A 19024-nucleotide genomic window follows, 5' to 3' on the forward strand; every position below is an offset into this window, starting at 1 on the left:
GATTTAGCGGTCCAGGGCCAAAGGCCTGCAACACATCGTTGGCACCGCTCAAGTCCAACGCCGCAACCACTTTTCGAGAATTAGTAGATTCCAGAGTCGGTAGCCGTGGTTTTGTTCGTTCTGTTCGTGCGATCGGACCAATTCGGCTACCGTCGAGCGACGCAAAAAAGGAAGGATCTTGGCATCGTCGGCTAACAAGGTGTCGTGGACCATCGGTTTGAGTTCGTCGCGAAACCAGTTTGCAATCGGGATCCCAAAACCCATCTTTTTGCGTGTGAAAATCGATTTGGGAATCAGCGAGCCAAACGCGTCTTGCAGGATCAACTTTCCTCGACCCCCGCGGAATTTGTATCGCACCGGCAACGACGCTGCAAATTCGACCACGCGGTAATCGAGCAACGGTTGCCGCACCTCCAATCCGTTGCCCATCGAGGCAATGTCGACTTTGGTGCAAAGGTCGCAGGGCAGATAGCTCAACACGTCGCTCGTCGAAGCGCGCGTGACGACATCGCGTCCTGCGGAACGAGCCCACACGGAATCGAGGAAATCAAACGGATCATCCCCTGGTAACTGTTGCACGAAGTCGTCCGTGTACAGGCCCGCACGCAACGATTCGGGAAAGATTTGTAGCCAATTCAAATAACGCCGCGCGGCCGGTTGCCCAAGGGCTTCGAGGAAGCGTTTGGCGCGGCGCGTGAACGAGCGACGCTTCGCAGAATCAGGCAACCGCTGGACCAATCCGATGCCCGGCATGCGGTGCAGAGGAAACATCTTTTGCAGCTTATTGCTAAGCCACAAAGCACGATACCGTTCATAGCCCGCGAACAATTCATCGCCGCCGTCGCCCGAAAGTGCGACCGTCACCTGTTTTCGCGTTAGCTCGGACAAATACCACGTCGGAACCGCCGACGAATCTCCAAACGGTTCGTCGTAGTGCCATACCAAGTGGTCGATCACGTCGACGCCACGGGGAGTGACTTCGAAGCGTTGGTGGTCGGTCCCGAGATGCTTGGCGACCTGGGCCGCGTAAGCGGTTTCGTCGAAATCGGCGATCGGGAAACCGATGCTAAAGGTCTTGACCGGTTGATCCGAAAGCGATTGAGCAATCGCGGTGATCAGCGACGAGTCGATGCCACCGGACAGGAACGACCCGAGCGGAACGTCGCTGTGCATCCGCAGTCGGACCGAATCGGTCAACAATTCTCGCAATCGATCACAGGCATCGGCATGCGAGATCGGAATCTCGAGAGTGGGATCGTAGTTCCAGTATCGCTCGACGCGAACTTGGCCATTTTCGAATACCGCGAAGTGACCCGGCGGCAATTTGTGTACGCCTTTCCAAATCGTGCCAGGGTGAGGGATGTATTGGTAGGTCAGGAATTCGTCGATCGCCGCAGGGTCGATCTCGTTGCAAACGCCACCGGCCGCCACCAAGCACTTTAGCTCGCTGCCGAAGACAAGCCGATCGTCCTTGAGCGCGTAGTAGAGAGGCTTTTGACCAATCCGATCGCGTGCCAACACGAGTCGATTCCGGTTGGCATCCCAGATCGCGATCGCGAACATGCCGTTGAGATGTGAAAAGCAATCGGTGCCGATGTCCTCGTAGAGATGCAGGATTGATTCGCCATCGCCATGGGTCGCGAAGGTGTGTCCGCTACCTTCGAGTCGACGCCGCAGCGTTTCGAAATTATAGATTTCGCCGTTAAAGACCATCCGCACGGTGCCGTCTTCGTTGGCCATCGGTTGGCGGGCACCTTCGAGATCGATGATGCTAAGCCGACGAAATCCGAGCCCCACTCCGACCTGGCGTCCGTAGGCGTCATGCTGGTCCGTGCAAATCCAGGTTTGGGAGTCATCGGGCCCACGGTGGGCAATCGAGTCGGTCATCTTGCTCAGCCGCGACGCATCGACAGCTCGTCGCGGATCGAGCCAAACCGCCCCAGTAATGCCACACATTGCGTTGTTGTTCCGTGTCGTTGGAGAAAGGGGGGGCGTTCGAAGATGGGGTATCGATGACGTGGGATTCAAGCCGTAGCTGCGTTCGCCAGAACGTGGTCCACCGTTGGGCGGCACTAGACTACATCAAAATTAAAAATGCTCTAAGCAGCTAGGCAGGAGTCTTTCCGTATATTAGCCGATTTGGCGTTAGCCACGGTTCCCACATTCAACCGGGGCTAACGCCCAAGCGGCTAATGGGTTTTCTTCCAATTATTCTGCCTACCTGCTTAGCAAGCGGTCAATCGCAGTGACACCAACGAGCCAGTAATACCAATGAACGCTCCCAAGGGCTGAGCGGAAGCGACTGCGATGCGAAAAAACGGAACAAGATAGGGCATCGCTCGTAACACGAGAACGCGTCGGCTTCCCAGCGTTTCCGATCCAGCGTTTACGAGCAATCGATTGCTCGAATCGCCTCGATCAAGTCTCGCATGGATTGAAAGCGATTGCCAGGGCGTTTTTGGATCGCTCGCATCACCACCTCGTCGGCCGCCTTGGGGATGTGGCGATCGGGCGACCGCTGGCTCGGCGGTTCGAGCTCTTTATGCCTGATGTTGTCGAAGGTCTCGTTGATATCCGCACCACGAAACGGTTCGCGAAGGGCCAGCATTTCGTACAACACGACACCGGCACTGAAGATATCGGTGCGTTCGTCAATGCCGCGATTGCCATCGACTTGCTCAGGCGACATGTACAGTGGCGTGCCCGGGCGTTGACCGCCTCCGGTGAGGGTGCGCAGTTGTTCGTGCTCGGCTTCTTCCCGCGTTTCGAGAACGCTGCGATTGACGGGTTCGTTGTCGTCGGCGTGTCCCCACACCTTGGCAACACCCCAATCGAGCAGGATCACTTCGCCGAAATTTCCCACCCAAATGTTTTCGGGCTTGAAATCGCGATGGATCACGCCTCGCGCGTGCGAGTAGGCGAGCGCTTGGCAAGCGCTGGCGACAATCTCCAATCTCGCATGCGTCGGAAAGGCGGTGATGGTCGCTTCGTCGCCGCGTGCAATTCGTTTGAGGATCTCGAAAAAGTTCTCTCCCGAGATCCGCTTCATGACAAAGTACATCCCTTCGACCTCATCGTTGCCAATGTCATAAACCGGCACGGTGTTGGGATGTTGTAGTTGCGCGGTGACGCGTGCTTCGCGCAGGATTCGTCGCTGTTCACGCCGATCATGGCGAGTTTCCGGCAGCAGCGATTTGATGGCCACGGTGCGTCCGGTGACACAGTCGAATCCAGCCCGGAGGACCGCACTGCCGCCACGAGCCATCTCGCGCAGATGACTGTAACGGGCCAGCCCAAGAGGTACGTTCTGGGGGAGGTCCGGATCGGTGCCTGACAGAATGATGGTAGGTTCGCTAATCATAACCTTCATTGTATGCCAAAGGGGGACGCTCTGGCACTCCAGTCCGGCGCGACCGCTTTCGCCCCGCTAATCGCCTCGGTGGCTTGGGAAACCGATCCGAAAACCTCGAAGAAACCCGATGAAGGGTCGGGCCGTTGCCCCTTGGTTTTGTGGGCAACCAAGATCTGGCCCGCTGGGCCAGACGAGGCAAATTGCTGGGGCTTCGGCCCGGAACACTGCAAAACTTTTACGCAACCGATGGAGGCTTAGTGTTTTTGCGGCTCCACGACGACTTTCATCTGATCGGGATCGCCAGCGTGCAAGCGTTCGAACCACGCTGGGGCCTCGTCTAATGAGATCTTGGCGGTAATCAAAGGTGCGACTTGGATAATCCCTCGGTTCATCAAATCGATGCATTGCGGGTACTCGCCATTGCAACCACAGGTGCCTCGCAACGTGATCTCACGCGTCACGACCGATTGCAAAGGCAATTCGATGGTGGGCGACACATTTCCGATCAACGTCACGCTGCCGCCTTTGCGGACCGACTCGATCGCAGTGTGGATCGTCGGCGTCGCCCCGACGACTTCCAAGGCCACATCCGCACCGCGTCCCCCGGTCCATTTGCGGACTTCCGCTGGGACGTCGACTTGGTCACCACGCAACACCACATCGGCACCGAGTTGTTTGGCGACGGCCAAACGTTTGTCGTTCAAATCGACCGCGATCACTTGGCTAGCCCCCGCCGCCCGGATCGCTTGCAGCGTCAGCAGCCCGATCATTCCCGCCCCCACCACCACGGCGGTGTCCCCCAGCGTCACCTGGGTCACATTGGCCGCGTGCACGGCCACCGAAACGGCTTCCACCAGCGCCGCGTGTTCAAACGGCAACGTGTCGGGCAACGTATAAACGATGCGGCGCGGCACGCAAATTTGTTCCGCAAACGCTCCATGACGACGATATTCGCCACACGAGACGCCCAACACTCGTCGGTTATCGCACAAGTTGGCATCGCCTTGGCGACAAAAATGGCATTCGCCGCACGAAACCATCGAGTCAAACGTGACTCGCGTTCCGGCGGGCAAGTCGGTTACATTCTTGCCCGTGGCAATCACAATGCCGGCCGCTTCGTGCCCCATCACCAAGGGCGGAATGCGGCGACCGGTGCTGCCGTCGTAGCCATGAATGTCACTGCCGCAGATGCCGCACGCTTCGACTTGAATGAGCACGTCGTCCGGACCCGTCTCGGGCGCGTCGACGTCGGTGACTTGCATCTCTTTGTATTGGGTTAACAATAACGCTTTCATGGGGGTCTCGATCGCAGAGTGATGGATGGGCGGCGTGAACTTGAATTCAGGCCGCCGCAGTTTATCACAAGGAAGTCAACTTTGAACGACGACGATGAAACTCTGACCGCTTACCACGAGGCGGGGCATGTGGTCGTTGGCTATCTGCTCGGAGCCCAGATCGACGAAGTGCGGCTCGATAGCATGATTGACGACGATTTACCCCGCCGCTTCGGCGATTGCTTGGTCAATTGGGGCCACGTCGATGCCGGCTGTGATTGGCAACGCCAGCGAGAATTGATGACGATTTTAGCCGGGCCGGTCGCCGAGATGGTCTATCGCGGCGAGCGGCTACATCCCGCCCACTTCGGCCCTTGGCAGGGCGATTGGCAACAAGCATGTGAGCGATCGATGGGCGTTTTTGCCGACCCGGTTCAACAGGTCCGTTTTCTGGAGCAATTGATCGCGCAACTCTATCGCAAGATGGAGCAGGATCCTTGGTGGGCCGCGATCGCTGCCGTCGCCGACGAGTTGCTCGCCCACGAAGCCTTGGAGCACGAGGACGTTGCCGCCGCCGTGTCGTTCTGGCTCGGCTAAGCCGCGCCCCAGCACAAAGCGGGTGGCACCCCATGAATCGTGCACGACACCCTTTTAGCCCGCAACACGTCCAGCCCGCAACACGTCAACCGCGATCTCTCGATTGAAAAACCACTGGTACCCTCAACCGGGTACCAGTGGTTTGGCGAAAGAAAAGGGTTCGATGGGAAACTATTTGATGAACAACATCTCTTGATACTTCGGTAGCGGCCACAGGTCATCGGCGACAATGCCTTCGAGGGCATCGACGCTTTCTCGAACCGCGTTCATGGCGGGCAACACCACTCGGCCATAGTGCTGGGCGTGTTCCGTTGAGCTACCTTCGAACGCGTCGTTCATCGCGCTGTAGAGGGTCGCCAAGTTCTGCTGCAGCGATTGGCGGAGCGAGCTGATCTCGTCCAAGGCGTCGGAGTCAAGCTCGCAGCCCAGCGATTGCATGTTGACACAGGTCGTAGCGAGTTCGTTCTGGTAACGATTCACCGCGGGCAAGATCATGGTCTTGGCGATGTCAAAGGTCAAATTCGCTTCGACCTTGATCGACATGCAATATTGTTCCAAGTACGTTTCCAATCGACTTGCTAGCTCGCGAGGCGACAAGACTCCGTACTTTTGGAACATCTCGGTTACCTCGGGGGCTTCCAAGCTGGGCAATGCATCGGGAGTTGACTTCAGGTTCAACAAGCCCAAACGCTCCGCTTCATCATGCCAAGCGTCGGAATAGCCATCGCCATTAAAGATAATGCACGAGCACTCGTTCATGATCTCCGCCAACAACGTTTGAATGGCGCCGTGCAACGATTCGGGCTTGCCTTGCGTCGCCGCTTCCAATTTCGTCGCGCAGTAGTCAATCGACTCGGCCACGATCGTATTCATCGCGACCAACGGTCCCGCGATTGATTGATTTGAGCCGACCGCACGGAACTCAAAGCGGTTGCCTGTGAACGCAAAGGGGCTGGTGCGATTGCGATCCCCGGCGTCTTTCGGCAGCGGTGGCAAGACATCCACCCCGACGGTGAGCGTGCCTCGTTTGATCGAAGAGTTCGCGCCCCCCGCCTTGATCTGCTCGAACACGTCGGTCAATTGGTCGCCCAAGAACACCGACATGATCGCGGGTGGCGCTTCGTTGGCTCCCAAGCGATGGTCGTTGCTGGCCGAAGCTACGACCGCTCGCAGCAAGCCTTGGTGCTTGTAGACGGCGCGAATCACTGCGGCACAGAACACCAAAAATTGTGCGTTGTCGTGAGGGGTGTCGCCAGGATCCATTAGGTTCCCCTGCGAGCGACTGCCGAGCGACCAATTCACATGCTTGCCCGAACCATTGACGCCGGCGAACGGTTTCTCGTGCATCAAGCAAGTCATGCCATGCTTTTCCGCCATTCGCTTCAGCGTGGTCACTAGCAATTGTTGATGATCGGTCGCCAGATTTGCTGATTCGAACATCGGTGCGATTTCATACTGGCCCGGCGCGACCTCGTTGTGCCGCGTCTTGACGGGCACGCCCAATTTGAATAACTCGCGTTCGGTTTCCATCATGAACGCCAGCACGCGTTCGGGGATCGCGCCGAAGTAGTGATCGTCGAATTCTTGACCCTTGGGCGGCTTGGCACCAAACAGCGTTCGGCCTGCGTTGATCAGATCGGGGCGTGCGTAGTAGAAATGACGGTCGATCAAGAAGTACTCTTGCTCGGGACCCGCGGTCGAGGCGACGAAGGCGCCATCGTGGTGCCCGAACAATTTCAAGATCCGCTGGGTTTGTTGGTTCAACGCCTGCATCGATCGCAATACCGGCGTCTTCTTGTCCAACGCCTCTCCCGTCCATGACACAAACGCCGTCGGAATACAGAGCGTTTTTCCGTTGCGGTTTTCCAGGATGTAGGCGGGGCTCGTGACGTCCCAGATCGTGTAGCCACGCGCTTCGAACGTTTGTCGAATGCCGCCGGTGGGAAAGCTCGAACCGTCCGGTTCCCCTTGGATCAATTGACTGCCACTGAACTCGGCGATCGCGCCACCCTTGCCGTCGGGGCTAAGGAAGCTGTCGTGTTTCTCGGCCGTAGCCCCGGTTAGCGGATAGAAGACGTGGGCGTAATGGGTCGCGCCCTTGGCGAGCGCCCATTCTTTCATCGCGGTGGCTGCCGCATCGGCCAACGAGTGATCGAGTTTCTGACCCGATTCGATTGTCTTCATCAACGATTGAAATACCGCTTCGGGCAATCGTTCCTGCATCACCTTTTTGCTGAACACATTGGCACAGAACAGGTCTTGCATCGGGACGGCGGAGGAATCGAGCGAGGGGGCACTGGATTGGTGGCCCGTCACCGCCGCGATCGCCGCGAGTCGCGCCGTGGTGGCAGGGGGCGTGGATGCGTGCCCGTTGCTGACTGGCCCACGTGTCGGCGTGCTCTTGGTCTCGGGGGGCAGCGTGGAGCTCATGATCGATTCCTGGATTGCAAATGGGAAGTGAAGAGGGAGCGGTAGCCAGTTGCCTGGCGTGTCAGCAAATAGCAAAGCAATAGCAAACATTGTGCCCGTCTCCCAAACCAGCGGCAAATCGAACGCGGAAACGGCTCGCTAAAGGGAACCGTTTACTCGTATTTGACGGTGTTTTGGCTCGGTAAAAAAACATCCTGCCGAGCACGCTGCCGCGGGAGCGTGGTTCGCCGAAGAGGCTTGAGTTGCCCTGAATGCGCGCATGGATTGCCTAATCAATGGGCATCTCGACGGGAGGATGCGAGCTTCGATGGGCGTCGCGAGCTATGCTTGACGTGTTAGGGAAAACAAAGGTTCCAGGAGTCGTTCCCCGCCAGAGTTTGGGGATTTGATTCATCAAAGCAGCGGCTCTTCGTCTGGGATCGCATCGTTTTTGCAACGACGGAGCTCCGTACGTAGAATGTCGTGCCCCGCCGCTCGCAATCGCCTACGGGTTCATTTGAGCTGCTTCAGCCCGCCGCATTCGGATTTGCCCCTTTGAGTCTTCTTGAGATTCCCTCATCTCATCCTTACATCGTTTAGTCAATCAACATGAAATTTTGCCCGCCCCATTCCGTCTTTGTCACGGTTGTCTTGTCGCTTTCACTTTTGGGGATCCCAGGTCCTGTTAAGTCAGCTGGTGCCGAGGATTCTCCACAAGCACCCGTGATCGAGCATCTCAGCACGCAGGCGGTGCTTGCCGAAGAGGGTTCCCGTTGGCATGTGCAGGTGCGTTTCACCACCTCAGCACCGGCGATCTGTTACGTGACGAGCGGTCCCTCGGCCGCAGCACTCAAAGCGGGCAGGCCTGAAATCGAAGCCCTGCGCAACCACCGATTCGATGTTGCTGCGACGATCGGACAGCCCCATTTCATCCAAGTTCATGGCACGGCCGGAGAGCGGGGCTTTTCGTCGGACGTCATCGAAGTGGCACCGCCGAAACCCTTTCCCGCCGGATCCGGAAAGCGAACGGAGGTTCCCCTGACCGTGCGAGAAACGGCCGGCGTCGCTCGCAATGAACCGGTCACGTTTGGTTTGCCGATCCCGCAAGGGGCGCTCGGCCATCCGGATAGCGTTGCACTCTTGGATGGGAAAAACGCGATCGCCGCGCAATGCCGCGCGCTGGTCCGCTGGCCTGATCGCACGGTGAAATGGCTACTCGTCAGCGGGCGGGTCGAGCTGAAGGCCAATCAGACCAAAAATCTCACGCTTGCCTTTGGTGGTGACGTCAAACCGGCGACGGATTCCGCTAAATCCTTGCTGCAGGAAAGCGGCAACTCGATGGTGGTGGATACCGGGAAAACTCGTTTTGTGATGGACCGCAAAACCGGTCTCGGCACCATCGAAACCGCCAACGGACTGCTCAGTCAACTGCCCCAGTCCCGTTTGACCAGCACCGACGGACGCGTCTTCATGGGCAAAGTCGAGAGCGGCACGGTGGAGGAGAGCGGGCCGCAAAGGGTCGTGATTCTGACTCGTGGGCATCATCTCGACGAAGCGGGCGAGCCGCTGTTTGGCTTCGAGTTGCGGTACTTTCTTCACGCAGGGGATCCCTATGTCCGCGTCGATCACATTCTGCAGCACGACATCGTGTCGGCGGACATGAAGTATGGCGACGAGATGAAATCGTTCCGCTCGCTGGATCTCGTTTTCGGCACCGAAACGGAGGGAGCTCGTGTCGCGATCGATGAAAACAAAAAACACTCGCTTGCTCCTGGTGAACGTCTTTTTCAGCACGAGAGCGATGCCTTCTCGTTGCCCTCGGGCGGCACCGGAACTCGTTCGCCCGGGCTGGCGACTTCAGGCAAGTTGACCGTCGCGGTGCGAGATTTCTGGCAGCAGTGGCCCAAGGCGATCACCGCTGAAAGAGGGGCTCTGGCGCTGGGGCTCTACCCTGCGATTGACTCCGAGGACCGCTACGCGAATCGGCCCAACGAGCACGTCCTTTACTTCTATCTGCGTGACGGGAACTACACGTTCCGCTCTGGATTTGAAAAACGGCACGAACTTTTAATCGGTCCCTCGACGGGCGAGGTCCAGTGGGATGAAATCGAGGGCCGCGTGAACGAACCGCTGCTGGTAACGGCTTCACCGGACTGGTATCTCGGTTCGGGGGCACTGGCGGGTCTGGCGGCCCAGAATGCACCGGAGTTTTCGGCCTATGACAAAATGCTTGCCGACGATACCGACGGCTACGTCGCGCAGCGTGAGGAAAACAACTGGTATGGACTGATGAACTTCGGCGACTGGTGGGGCGAGCGAGGCGGCAACTGGGGGAACATCGAATACGATCTGCAAAACGCCATGCTGACCCAGTATTTTCGCACCGCCGACAAACGCTTTTTTGATGTCGCCGAGGACGCCGCCCGCCACAATGCCGACGTCGACGTCGTGCACTTTGCGGCCGGACAAAAGGCCGGTCCCGGTAACGCCCGGCGGGTCGGACAAGCCTGGGTTCACTGCATGGGACACACCGGCGGCTACTATCCCCGCGATTACATGGGGATGTCGATCTACGCTCAGGGCTACGCCGAAAACGAAGGGCACATGTGGAATCAAGGCAATCTCGCCTATTGGCTGCTGACGGGAGATCAACAGGTCCGTCGTTCCGCGTTGCAGTTGGGCGACTGGCTGGCCGGGCCGAACACCATCGACTTCCGCTACGGCAACGCCCGCGTTCCCGGTTGGATGGGCATCATCGCGATGTCATCCTACTTCGCCACCCAGGATCCTTATTACCTCAATGCGATGCACTTGATCTATGAAGAGGTCCAGGAGAAGGCCGACCCCCAAGCGGGATTGTGGGTGCACAAACTCAGCCGCGGTCACTGCAATTGCGAGGAACCCCATTACGGCGAAGCGGGATTCATGGCCGGCGTGATGATGACGTCCCTCAAATACTATTATCTCGCGACCGGTGACGAGGAGATCGCACAACGGATCGTGAATATCGCTCGTTGGCTGGTGGATAATCTGTACGATGCGAAGTCCGGTAATTTTCGCTACACCTCGTGCCCGCTGACAGGTGTCGCGTCGACCAGTCCGCTGATTATTGCCAATGGACTCGCCTTTGCGGCCAACCAATCCCGCGACAGAAATTTGATGCGGGTGGCGCAGGAGACGTTTCTGCGGGGCATGATCGCTGCGGGCACGGCAACCCGCGGCAAGTCGCTCGCCTACACCACTTGTTCGGCACCGTTCGCGCTCGATGAGATGGCGCATTTTCCCGGGCCTACGCTCGCCGAGGAGTACCATCGTAATGTCGAAGCCGCACTGGACCCTACGCGGGGAATTCTGCCCAGTGCCGTGCCGAATCCTGATTTCGAACAGCACACCGACGGTTGGGTGGCCCGTCCCGGCTTGAAATTGACCCATAGCAGCGAAATTCGTCACAGTGGCGTCGGAGCCGCCAAGATCTCAGGCCGCAGCGACAAACAGAACGAATATGTCGTGACACGTTACGCCAGCGGCCCCCCGTGGGAGATCCTGACGCTTAGACCCGGTAAAAAAATGCGTCTGCTTCTGTGGCTACGGATCGACCAAATCAGTGAGGGTGCGCCTGCCCCGACCGCGCGACTTTCCACGCGCAGCCGAGGCCGGACGCGGCAATCGTTCCCGACCGAGCCCTACGACCTGACGCGGCTCGGCGAATGGCAACTACTGCAGACCGAGTTCACGGTTCCCGCAGGGACCGATGCCGCTTACATCGCCGTCGGCACTCATACTAAAGAGCCCGTCGAAGCCACCCTTTATCTCGACGATGTCAATCTCGTGCCCGCCGATGCACCGCAGTCGCGCGATACTTATCTGTGGTCGTTGGTCGAAGCGGAAGACGCCAAACGCAGCGGTGCCGTTGAGCTCATCGATGAAGATCTACTTGATGGGTGGAAGTTCCTCGCCACCGCCTCCGGCGTGAAAGCAGGCACAGCCACCTTTACCGTCAATGTCCCCGAATCCGCCTCGTATCCGGTCCGTTTACGGGCCCGGAATCCCGCCAACGCCTCCGACGAAGCGGGCTCGGCGGCGCCGATGCAAGTCATTGTTGATGGAGGCGAAGCGATCAAGCTCGATGTTGACAGCAGTAGTTGGAAATGGTTTTCGCTTCCTGAAGAACTGACGTTTGACGCAGGAGAGCACCAGATCGAAATCCGTTTTCCCGAGAACAGTGGCGTTCAGTTACATTCCATGTTGATCGGTGGACTTCCGCTGCAGTAGCTCGAATCGGGGGAGTCGGGTAGGGCCGGTTCCGACCGGCCAATTTCGATCGGTCACGTCGGCGATGATGATGTTGCTGTAAACGCCAGCCGATACAGCTTCCTCGAGTCCTTGGCCAAGCAACTCGTAATCTTAATCTTACTCATAATCTTAATCCCGTCTGCGCAAGCCTGCGCCGGACCGGAACCAGTCGGAGAAGATTAGGATTAAGAGTAAGATTATGATTAAGAGATAGAAGGAGGTTACGTCGAGTAGTGCCGGTTCCCACCGGTCGATTTCGATCGGTCGTGCTCGCGAAGGCGATGTTGCTGAAAAAGCCAATCGGTACTGCTTCGTGGAATCCTTGGCCAAGTAACTCTTTAACGCAGCCCCAACGGGGCGGTCCTGTGTCAGCCCAGGGTGAAGCCCTGGTTTTTTGTTTCCGAAATGGGACCTGCAGCCCCAACGGGGCGGCCCTAAACCCATGGTTGATTCGGGCCGCCCCGTTGGGGCTTTGTGTTCGTAAACGTGTTCCGTTGCCCCAGGGCGGCGCTGTGCTCTGCCCTGGGCTGACATAGGGCCGCCCCCTTGGAGCTGAACAGTCACGCCCAAATCCATTCGTAGTCAATCGCAAGTCCATAGCCGATTCGACGATCCTCATTGCCTGATAAAACTTTTGAGGTGCCGCCGACGATATAATCGACGCGTGAGTGCACCGGATGCAGGTTGATGAAGCAAGCGGTAGCTCGATCAATCGAAATCGAATCAAATCACCCAAACGTAAAGACACAATTTAGGTCGGGGGAACCATTGCACACTAACGTGGCAAAAAACAATGAGCGACTGGCAACCTAACATCTGCGACTGCCCAGCCGGTGACTTGATTACGATCGATTCGCAGCATTGGGACGCCTGTTTGCGCAGGCTTTCCAAGGGAGATCTCGCGGGCGTTCATATTTCGGCAATGTCCCGTTACGCGGAGAAGGACCTTGAGTTCTTACGAGACTTTCCCAACATCACGGCAGTCGCTATCAGTTATGGGAAAGGAATTGATCTGGCGGGGCTGCAGTATCTCAAAGGCTTGCAGTACTTGACTTTGGATACCTACAAAGGTCCGCCGGATTTGGGCCAGTTCTCGAAACTGCGGACGCTGAGCGCCGAGTGGTCGCCGCAATTGAGTCCGGATGAACGCAACGAGCAACTAGAGAATTTGACGCTTTTTAAGTACAAGTGTCCCCGCTCTGATTTGAGTTGCCTTCCGGTGGTTCCATCGCTAAAACACCTCGAATTGAACTTGTCTGCGATCACTTCGCTCGAGGGAGTTGAGCGGCAGCGGCATGTGCAATCGCTGCATTTCTACCGGTTTGCGAAGTTAACCCGCATTGCCGATATCACCTCTCTGTCAGGCGGGAGTTTGCAGCTAGTTAAGTTCGAGCTGTGTAAGAAGATCGAAGACATCGATCAACTTGGACAATTGGAGAGCGTTAAGAAGATGACGCTTGATCGTTGTGCTGACATTAAGGACTTGGAGTTTCTGCGAGGATGTTCGCAGCTGGAAGAGTTCGTCATCTTGGACACGAAGATCCTTAGCGGTGACCTTCGTCCGCTTCTTGATCTACCGAAGCTGAGGTATTTTTGTACTTCCGATAAACGTCACCATTCTCATTCAAAAGCTGAGATCAACGCCTTGCTGCGAAGTAGGTAGGACCGGTTCCTACAGAGCGGGGTTCGAGGGGCTGTTTGGTTTTCTTTGTGAGCTTTGTGCCCTGTTGTGGCTAGAAAAGTAAAAGACGATGCCACCCAGCGAATGGACGTGTCAGAACGACCAGAGTTTGCCGACGATATCGGAGGTTGCGGTTATGGAGATGGGCTGGCCACGAAAGGGCACGAGGGACACAACGGAAGAAAAGAAGGTGATGTTAGCGGGCGTACATTCTTAATGCAGTAGAGGAGGGCTTCGCCGGAGGCAGGCTAAGTGTTCGATTTTCGATTGGCATTGCAGGACGAAGAAAAGGCGAACGGGGTCGATTCGAACGTGCCGGCCTCCGCGTCGTGGATGGAAGACAGGTTGAAAAATGGGAGGTTAAGAAATCGGAACACAAAATCAAGGAAACCGATTCCGACAGCGGTGTAGCGGGGGAAGGAGAGGAACGAACGGTGGGAACCAGCCCTACTTTTGCTTATTAATCTGGCGATTGACGGTACAAATCGCGTGCTCCACTTTTCAGCCGTGACCGACGCTATAATCGACCGCGGGGTGGCACCCAACACGTTTGTCGCAGCGACCTTCATGCCGTGCTTCGGTCTACGCCTCTTGCTGTGCCCCATTCCCTTGCTCACCGTTCCCTTGAGTGATCGACATTCATGCCTGACAACAGTCTCGACGACAGCATTGCGTTACTGATTGATGCGGACAACGCGCCGGCCGCAAAGATCGACTTCATCATCTCCGAACTGGCCACCTACGGCGTCGTCAATATCCGAAAAGCCTATGGAAACTGGACCAAGCGTGCGCTGGATGGTTGGATCAAGGTGCTGCATGAATATGCGATTGCCCCGAAACAATGTTTCGACCTGGTGAAAGGAAAAAACGCGGCCGACATGTCGCTGCTGATCGACGCCATGGACATCCTCTACACCAAGCAGGTCAATACGTTTGGTCTGGTTTCGTCGGACTGCGACTTCACCCCGCTGGTTCTTCGGCTGCGAGAGGATGGTAAGCAAGTCATCGGATTCGGCCGACAAACATCGCCGGAGGCCTTCGTGTTGGCGTGCAGTCATTTCATCTATCTGGACGAAGACGACACCAGCAAAACGCCGCAGAAGAAGAAGGAGAATTCGCTCTCCTCGCTAAAACAAAACACCAAACTGATCAACACGCTTCGGTCGGCCGTCAAGGACGCAGCCGACGAAGATGGTTGGGCATCGCTTGGCCCCGTAGGGTCTTACATTTCCAACCAAGGACCGTTCAATCACCGCACCTACGGTTTTCCAAAACTCAGTGACATGTTTGAGGCGATCGATCTGTTCGAAATCAAAAAGAGCAAGCAAGCTGGCCGAACCGCCGTTTACGTAAGGCTCCGAAAGTGAGTCGAGTAGGGCCGGTACCGACCGGCCGATTTCGAACCGTCACGCTCGCGATGGCGACGTTGCTGTAAACGCCAATCGATACGGCTTCCTCGAGTCTTTGGCCAAGCAACTCATAATCTTAATCCCGTCTGCGCAAGCCTGCGCCGGACCGGAACCAGTCGGAGAAGATTAGGATTAAGAGTAAGATTATGATTAAGAATTAAAAGGTGGCCACGTCGAGTAGTGCCGGTTCCGACCGGCCGATTTCGATCAGTCACGCCCGCGATGGCGACGTTGCTGTAAACGCCAATCGATACGGTTTCGCCGAGTCCTTGAACAAGCAACTCTTTAACGCAGCCCCAACGGGGCGGTCGTAAACCCGTGGTTGATTCGGGCCGCCCCGTTGGGGCTTTGGTTTGTAAACTGTTCCGCCCCCCCAGGGCGGCGCTGTGCTGTGCCCTGGGCTGACATAGGACCGCCCCCCTTGGGGCTGAACAGTCACGCTCGCGATGGCGACGTTGCTGTAAACGCCAATCGATACCGCTTCCTCGAGTCCTTGGCCAAGCAACTCGTAATCTTAATCTTACTCGTAATCTTAATCCCGTCTGCGCAAGCCCGCGCCGGACCGGCACCAGTCGGAGAAGATTAGGATTAAGAGTATGATTAAGAATTAAAAGGTGCCACGTCGAGTAGTGCCGGTTCCGACCGGCCGATTACGGTCGATCACACTCGCGATGGCGACGTTGCTGTAAACGCCAATCGATACAGCTTCCTCAAGTCCTTGAACAAGCAACTCATAATCTTAATCCCGTCTGCGCAAGCCTGCGCCGGACCGGCACCAGTCGGAGAAGATTAGGATTAAGAGTAAGGTTAGGATTAAGAAATAGAAGGTGATATCGCATGCTGATGCGAGCTACCCGAGTGCAAGCAATGGTTTCAACCATGCCTAGACGCGGGGGTCCGTTGCGGCGGACAAGACGCCTGGCTCCGCTTGTTCGATCGCTTGGCCCACGCCGACCTGAAAGGGGGCGGACAGTTTGTGTCCCCGTGCGCGAAGTTGGTCTGCGGTGGACGCTCCCCACTGTGGTTCGAGCATCAACCGATCGGGACGCCACTGGTGATGCACACGCGGTGCTGACAAGGCTTGCTCGACTGTCATTCCCAGGTCCAGAACGCGAACAATGCATTGCAAGACGGTGCTGATGATTCTGGGGCCGCCTGCAGCACCACAGGTCAATCGCGGCTGCCCTGCCGCATCGAGCACGATCGTTGGACTCATGCTCGAGAGCGGCCGTTTTCCCGCTTCGATCGCATTGGCTTCCGCTCCGATCAAGCCAAAGTAGTTGGGCGTGCCCGGAGACATGCTGAAGTCGTCCATTTGATTGTTCATGACGACGCCGGTTCCGGGGATCACAACGCAGCTCCCAAAGCTCGTATTGACCGTGCTTGTGATCGCGACCCAATTCCCCTCGACGTCGGCTGTCGTCAGGTGCGTGGTGTGTTGACGCGAGAACAGATCACTCTCGGCCTGAGGCGGCGTGCCATGCGAGGCAACCGGAGAGACTCGATCCAGATCGATGCTGGCCGCCAGTTCCCGGCAGTATTGCGGATCAAGCAAGCCTTTGGGGACCGCGGCGAAGTCCGAATCTCCTAACCAATGGGCGCGATCGGCAAACGCGCGACGCAGGACTTCGGTCAACAAATGTAGGCCGCCGATGGGACTCTCGGCAAAGATCGACTTGACGTCAAACCCTTCCAACATCATCAGCATTTGCGCGATGTGAATTCCGCCCGAACTCGGCGGTGGGAATCCGACGATTTGCCAATCCCGATAGCGGGTGCGAAGTGGTTGTCGTTGCAACGAGGTGTAGTTGGCAAAGTCCGCTGCTCGGAGCAAGCCGCCATGGTCACGCATCCACCGGTCGCATTGAATCGCAAAGGGGCCTTTGTAAAACCACTCGGTTCCGTCCTTGGCAAGCGACTCGAGGGTACGGGCCAGGTCGGGTTGTCTCAATCGATCACCGATCTTGGGAATCTTATCTTCGGCGCTCAGAAACAGTGACGCGCTGGCGGGGAAACGCCGCAGTCGATTGGCCGCACGCGTGATCGCCGAGTGCGTGGTGGTTCCGATCGGGAATCCTTCACGTGCAACTTGAGCAGCCTCACGCAGTCCCCCCTCCCAACTGATTCGGCCGTGCAATTGGCTCAGCTTCGACAACGCATGAACTTGCCCAGGCAGCGCCGACGCCAATGGCCCCACTTTGCTCGCCGATGTATCGACGACTCCATCGCGAACGAACATATCGCGATGCGCCAATCCAGGTGCCGTCTCACGTCCATCGATTGCGATCAATTCTCCTGCGGCGGATCTTGCGAGGATGAAACAGCCACCGCCGATGCCTGAGTTGTGCCCATCGACCACCCCAAGCATCACCGCAGCGGCAATCGCCGCGTCAAACGCATTGCCGCCACGCACCAACGCGTTCTTCGCGGCGCGAGTGGCGAGCGGATGCACGGTGGCGACGGCATAAGGATGCTTCGAAGTTGAATCGATTTGTCGTGGTAACCGCGACAGATCCTCCTGCGGCGAGTCACTGGTCGCTGTTTCCGCAGCGGCGGGGTTCCCGACCGCGGTGCTCGCCAGTCCCGCCAACGTCCATCGGATCGCAGCGCGTCGATTCAATTGCCCCGTCAAAGTCGTGGTCAAGCTCTCGTTCGTTCCCATTGGAATTCCCCGTCTAGTTGCAGTTCGCCGCATCCGTGCTCAACTCGTTTGTCTTCCCACGTGGGATTTTCTGTCCTCGCATGCGCCCGAAAATCACGCTGCCTCCGATGGGCAAGTGGTTCTAATAGTTATAGGCGAAACGTTTGCGTTGGTGGTGTGATCACCGCGTCCGGGCTGCTTCGGTTCCATCATGTAAAGTCGCGAACGTGGTCGCGCGATGTTAGTTACCAAGAAGGATCCCGCAAGGATTGCGGACATTAGCCGTAGGTCGAGTGTCAGTTGCGATTCATCGATCTGAGCGATGATCGTTGAGTTTGGAGGGGTGTCGCCGCATCCAGCGATAATGGATCTACGACCGACCTTCGGGGGCGGTGTTTGCTGTGCTCGACCGCCGGCTATTCTCTACGACGCCTTCGGCGTGCGAGTCGCGTGCGGCCAAATTTTCGGGGACCATGCAACACTGTGCTCGCAGCACCCCCTAAACTGAAAACTCCTGTTTCCAATTTCCACCCTTCCCTGTGATCCGCTATGCAGCCCATCGTTCAGATCTCACTTGACTTGACCAATATCGCTGAGGCGATCGAGACCGCGCACTTGGCGATTCGCGCTGGCGTCGATTGGCTCGAAGCCGGCACGCCGCTGATCCTGGCCGAAGGACTGCACGGCGTGCGCGCGCTGCGCAGCGAATTCCCTAATGTGCCGATCGTCGCGGATTTGAAGACGATGGACGGTGGCTATTTGGAAGCCGAGATGATGGCCGGTGCCGGCGCGACCCATGTCGTCGTGATGGCTCGCGCTCATGAGGAAACCGTCCGTTGTGTGGTCAAGGCCGGAAAGGACTTTGGCGTCCAAGTGATGGGTGACAATATGGTTTCCGATGACATGGTCGCCGGTGCGAAATGGTTGGAGGATCTCGGCTGTGACTTTGTTATCCATCACATCGGCTTTGATGAACGTCGTGGGATCGCCGCCCGAGGCCAGCGCATGCCAAGTCCGCTGGACCAACTTCGCGAAGTTTGTGAAGCGGTCAAAGTGCCGGTGCAAGCGGTCGGTGGGCTGAGTTTAGAGCAAGCGATTCAGTGCCCGGCTTACGGCGCGCCCTTGGTTGTGCTGGGCGCCCCGCTGACGATCGACGCCGACTCGTTCAAAACCGCCGATGGCGATCTGGAGTCGTCGCTACGCTTGATCTGCGATGCGGTGCACTCGCAACGGGTGGGCGATTGAAGATTGGGGAGTGGAGTGGCTGATGCTGTTGCCCGGAGCGACTCAGCAGGCTGCACGCCTGCGAGTCGGTGGAGTTCCCAGACAGGAGCCTGGGATCGAAGGTGGGAAGACCAGCGCTGGTTG

10 protein-coding genes are annotated in these 19024 nt (G+C 57.5%); 5 read left to right on the plus strand and 5 right to left on the minus strand.

All coding sequences use genetic code 11. The features are described 5' to 3' along the window. Positions 1-48: 48 nt before the first annotated feature. From asnB to Pla52o_RS23360, 3 genes are all read right to left on the minus strand, one after another. Positions 49-1956 carry an asparagine synthase (glutamine-hydrolyzing) gene (gene asnB / locus Pla52o_RS23350; RefSeq protein ID WP_146597039.1) on the minus strand — a complete coding sequence of 636 codons (1908 nt, stop codon included), beginning with the start codon at positions 1954-1956 and terminating at the stop codon, positions 49-51. A 430-nt stretch (positions 1957-2386) separates the two neighbouring features. After that, on the minus strand, positions 2387-3361 hold the full coding sequence (locus Pla52o_RS23355) for a serine/threonine-protein kinase (RefSeq protein WP_146597040.1): 975 nt from the start codon (positions 3359-3361) through the stop codon (positions 2387-2389). Positions 3362-3606: 245 nt separating this feature from the next. Continuing rightward, entirely contained in the window at positions 3607-4647 is a 1041-nt protein-coding gene (locus Pla52o_RS23360) for a galactitol-1-phosphate 5-dehydrogenase (protein ID WP_146597041.1), read from the minus strand. A gap of 81 nt (positions 4648-4728) precedes the next feature. Here Pla52o_RS23360 and Pla52o_RS23365 point away from each other — a divergent pair, with 81 nt between their 5' ends. After that, positions 4729-5223: a cell division protein FtsH gene (locus tag Pla52o_RS23365; RefSeq protein ID WP_231612597.1), complete on the plus strand. Its 495-nt coding sequence runs from the start codon at positions 4729-4731 to the stop codon at positions 5221-5223. Positions 5224-5394: 171 nt separating this feature from the next. Here Pla52o_RS23365 and Pla52o_RS23370 read toward each other — a convergent pair whose 3' ends face one another. Then, the gene (locus tag Pla52o_RS23370; protein ID WP_231612598.1) at positions 5395-7743 is read right to left on the minus strand and encodes a glutamine synthetase III family protein; all 2349 of its coding nucleotides are present in this window, start codon (positions 7741-7743) and stop codon (positions 5395-5397) included. A 498-nt stretch (positions 7744-8241) separates the two neighbouring features. On the opposite strand from Pla52o_RS23370, the gene Pla52o_RS23375 reads away from it, so the two are divergent. From Pla52o_RS23375 to Pla52o_RS23385, 3 genes are all read left to right on the plus strand, one after another. Then, the gene (locus tag Pla52o_RS23375; protein WP_146597042.1) at positions 8242-11904 is read left to right on the plus strand and encodes an exo-rhamnogalacturonan lyase family protein; all 3663 of its coding nucleotides are present in this window, start codon (positions 8242-8244) and stop codon (positions 11902-11904) included. Between the two features lie 814 nt (positions 11905-12718). Then, positions 12719-13588: a hypothetical protein gene (locus Pla52o_RS23380; RefSeq protein ID WP_146597043.1), complete on the plus strand. Its 870-nt coding sequence runs from the start codon at positions 12719-12721 to the stop codon at positions 13586-13588. 659 nt (positions 13589-14247) lie between these two features. Beyond that, on the plus strand, positions 14248-14973 hold the full coding sequence (locus tag Pla52o_RS23385; protein WP_146597044.1) for an NYN domain-containing protein: 726 nt from the start codon (positions 14248-14250) through the stop codon (positions 14971-14973). Positions 14974-15898: 925 nt separating this feature from the next. Here the strand turns inward: Pla52o_RS23385 and ggt are convergent. Next, positions 15899-17677 (minus strand): gamma-glutamyltransferase, encoded by a 1779-nt coding sequence (gene ggt, locus Pla52o_RS23390; protein WP_146597045.1) that lies wholly within the window; start codon positions 17675-17677, stop codon positions 15899-15901. Positions 17678-18205: 528 nt separating this feature from the next. Between ggt and Pla52o_RS23395 the strand changes: the two genes are divergently transcribed. Then, positions 18206-18901 carry an orotidine 5'-phosphate decarboxylase / HUMPS family protein gene (locus tag Pla52o_RS23395; protein ID WP_146597046.1) on the plus strand — a complete coding sequence of 232 codons (696 nt, stop codon included), beginning with the start codon at positions 18206-18208 and terminating at the stop codon, positions 18899-18901. The last annotated feature ends 123 nt before the right edge of the window (positions 18902-19024 follow it).

Origin of the sequence: Novipirellula galeiformis (genome assembly GCF_007860095.1) — a bacterium.
GTDB lineage: Bacteria > Planctomycetota > Planctomycetia > Pirellulales > Pirellulaceae > Novipirellula > Novipirellula galeiformis.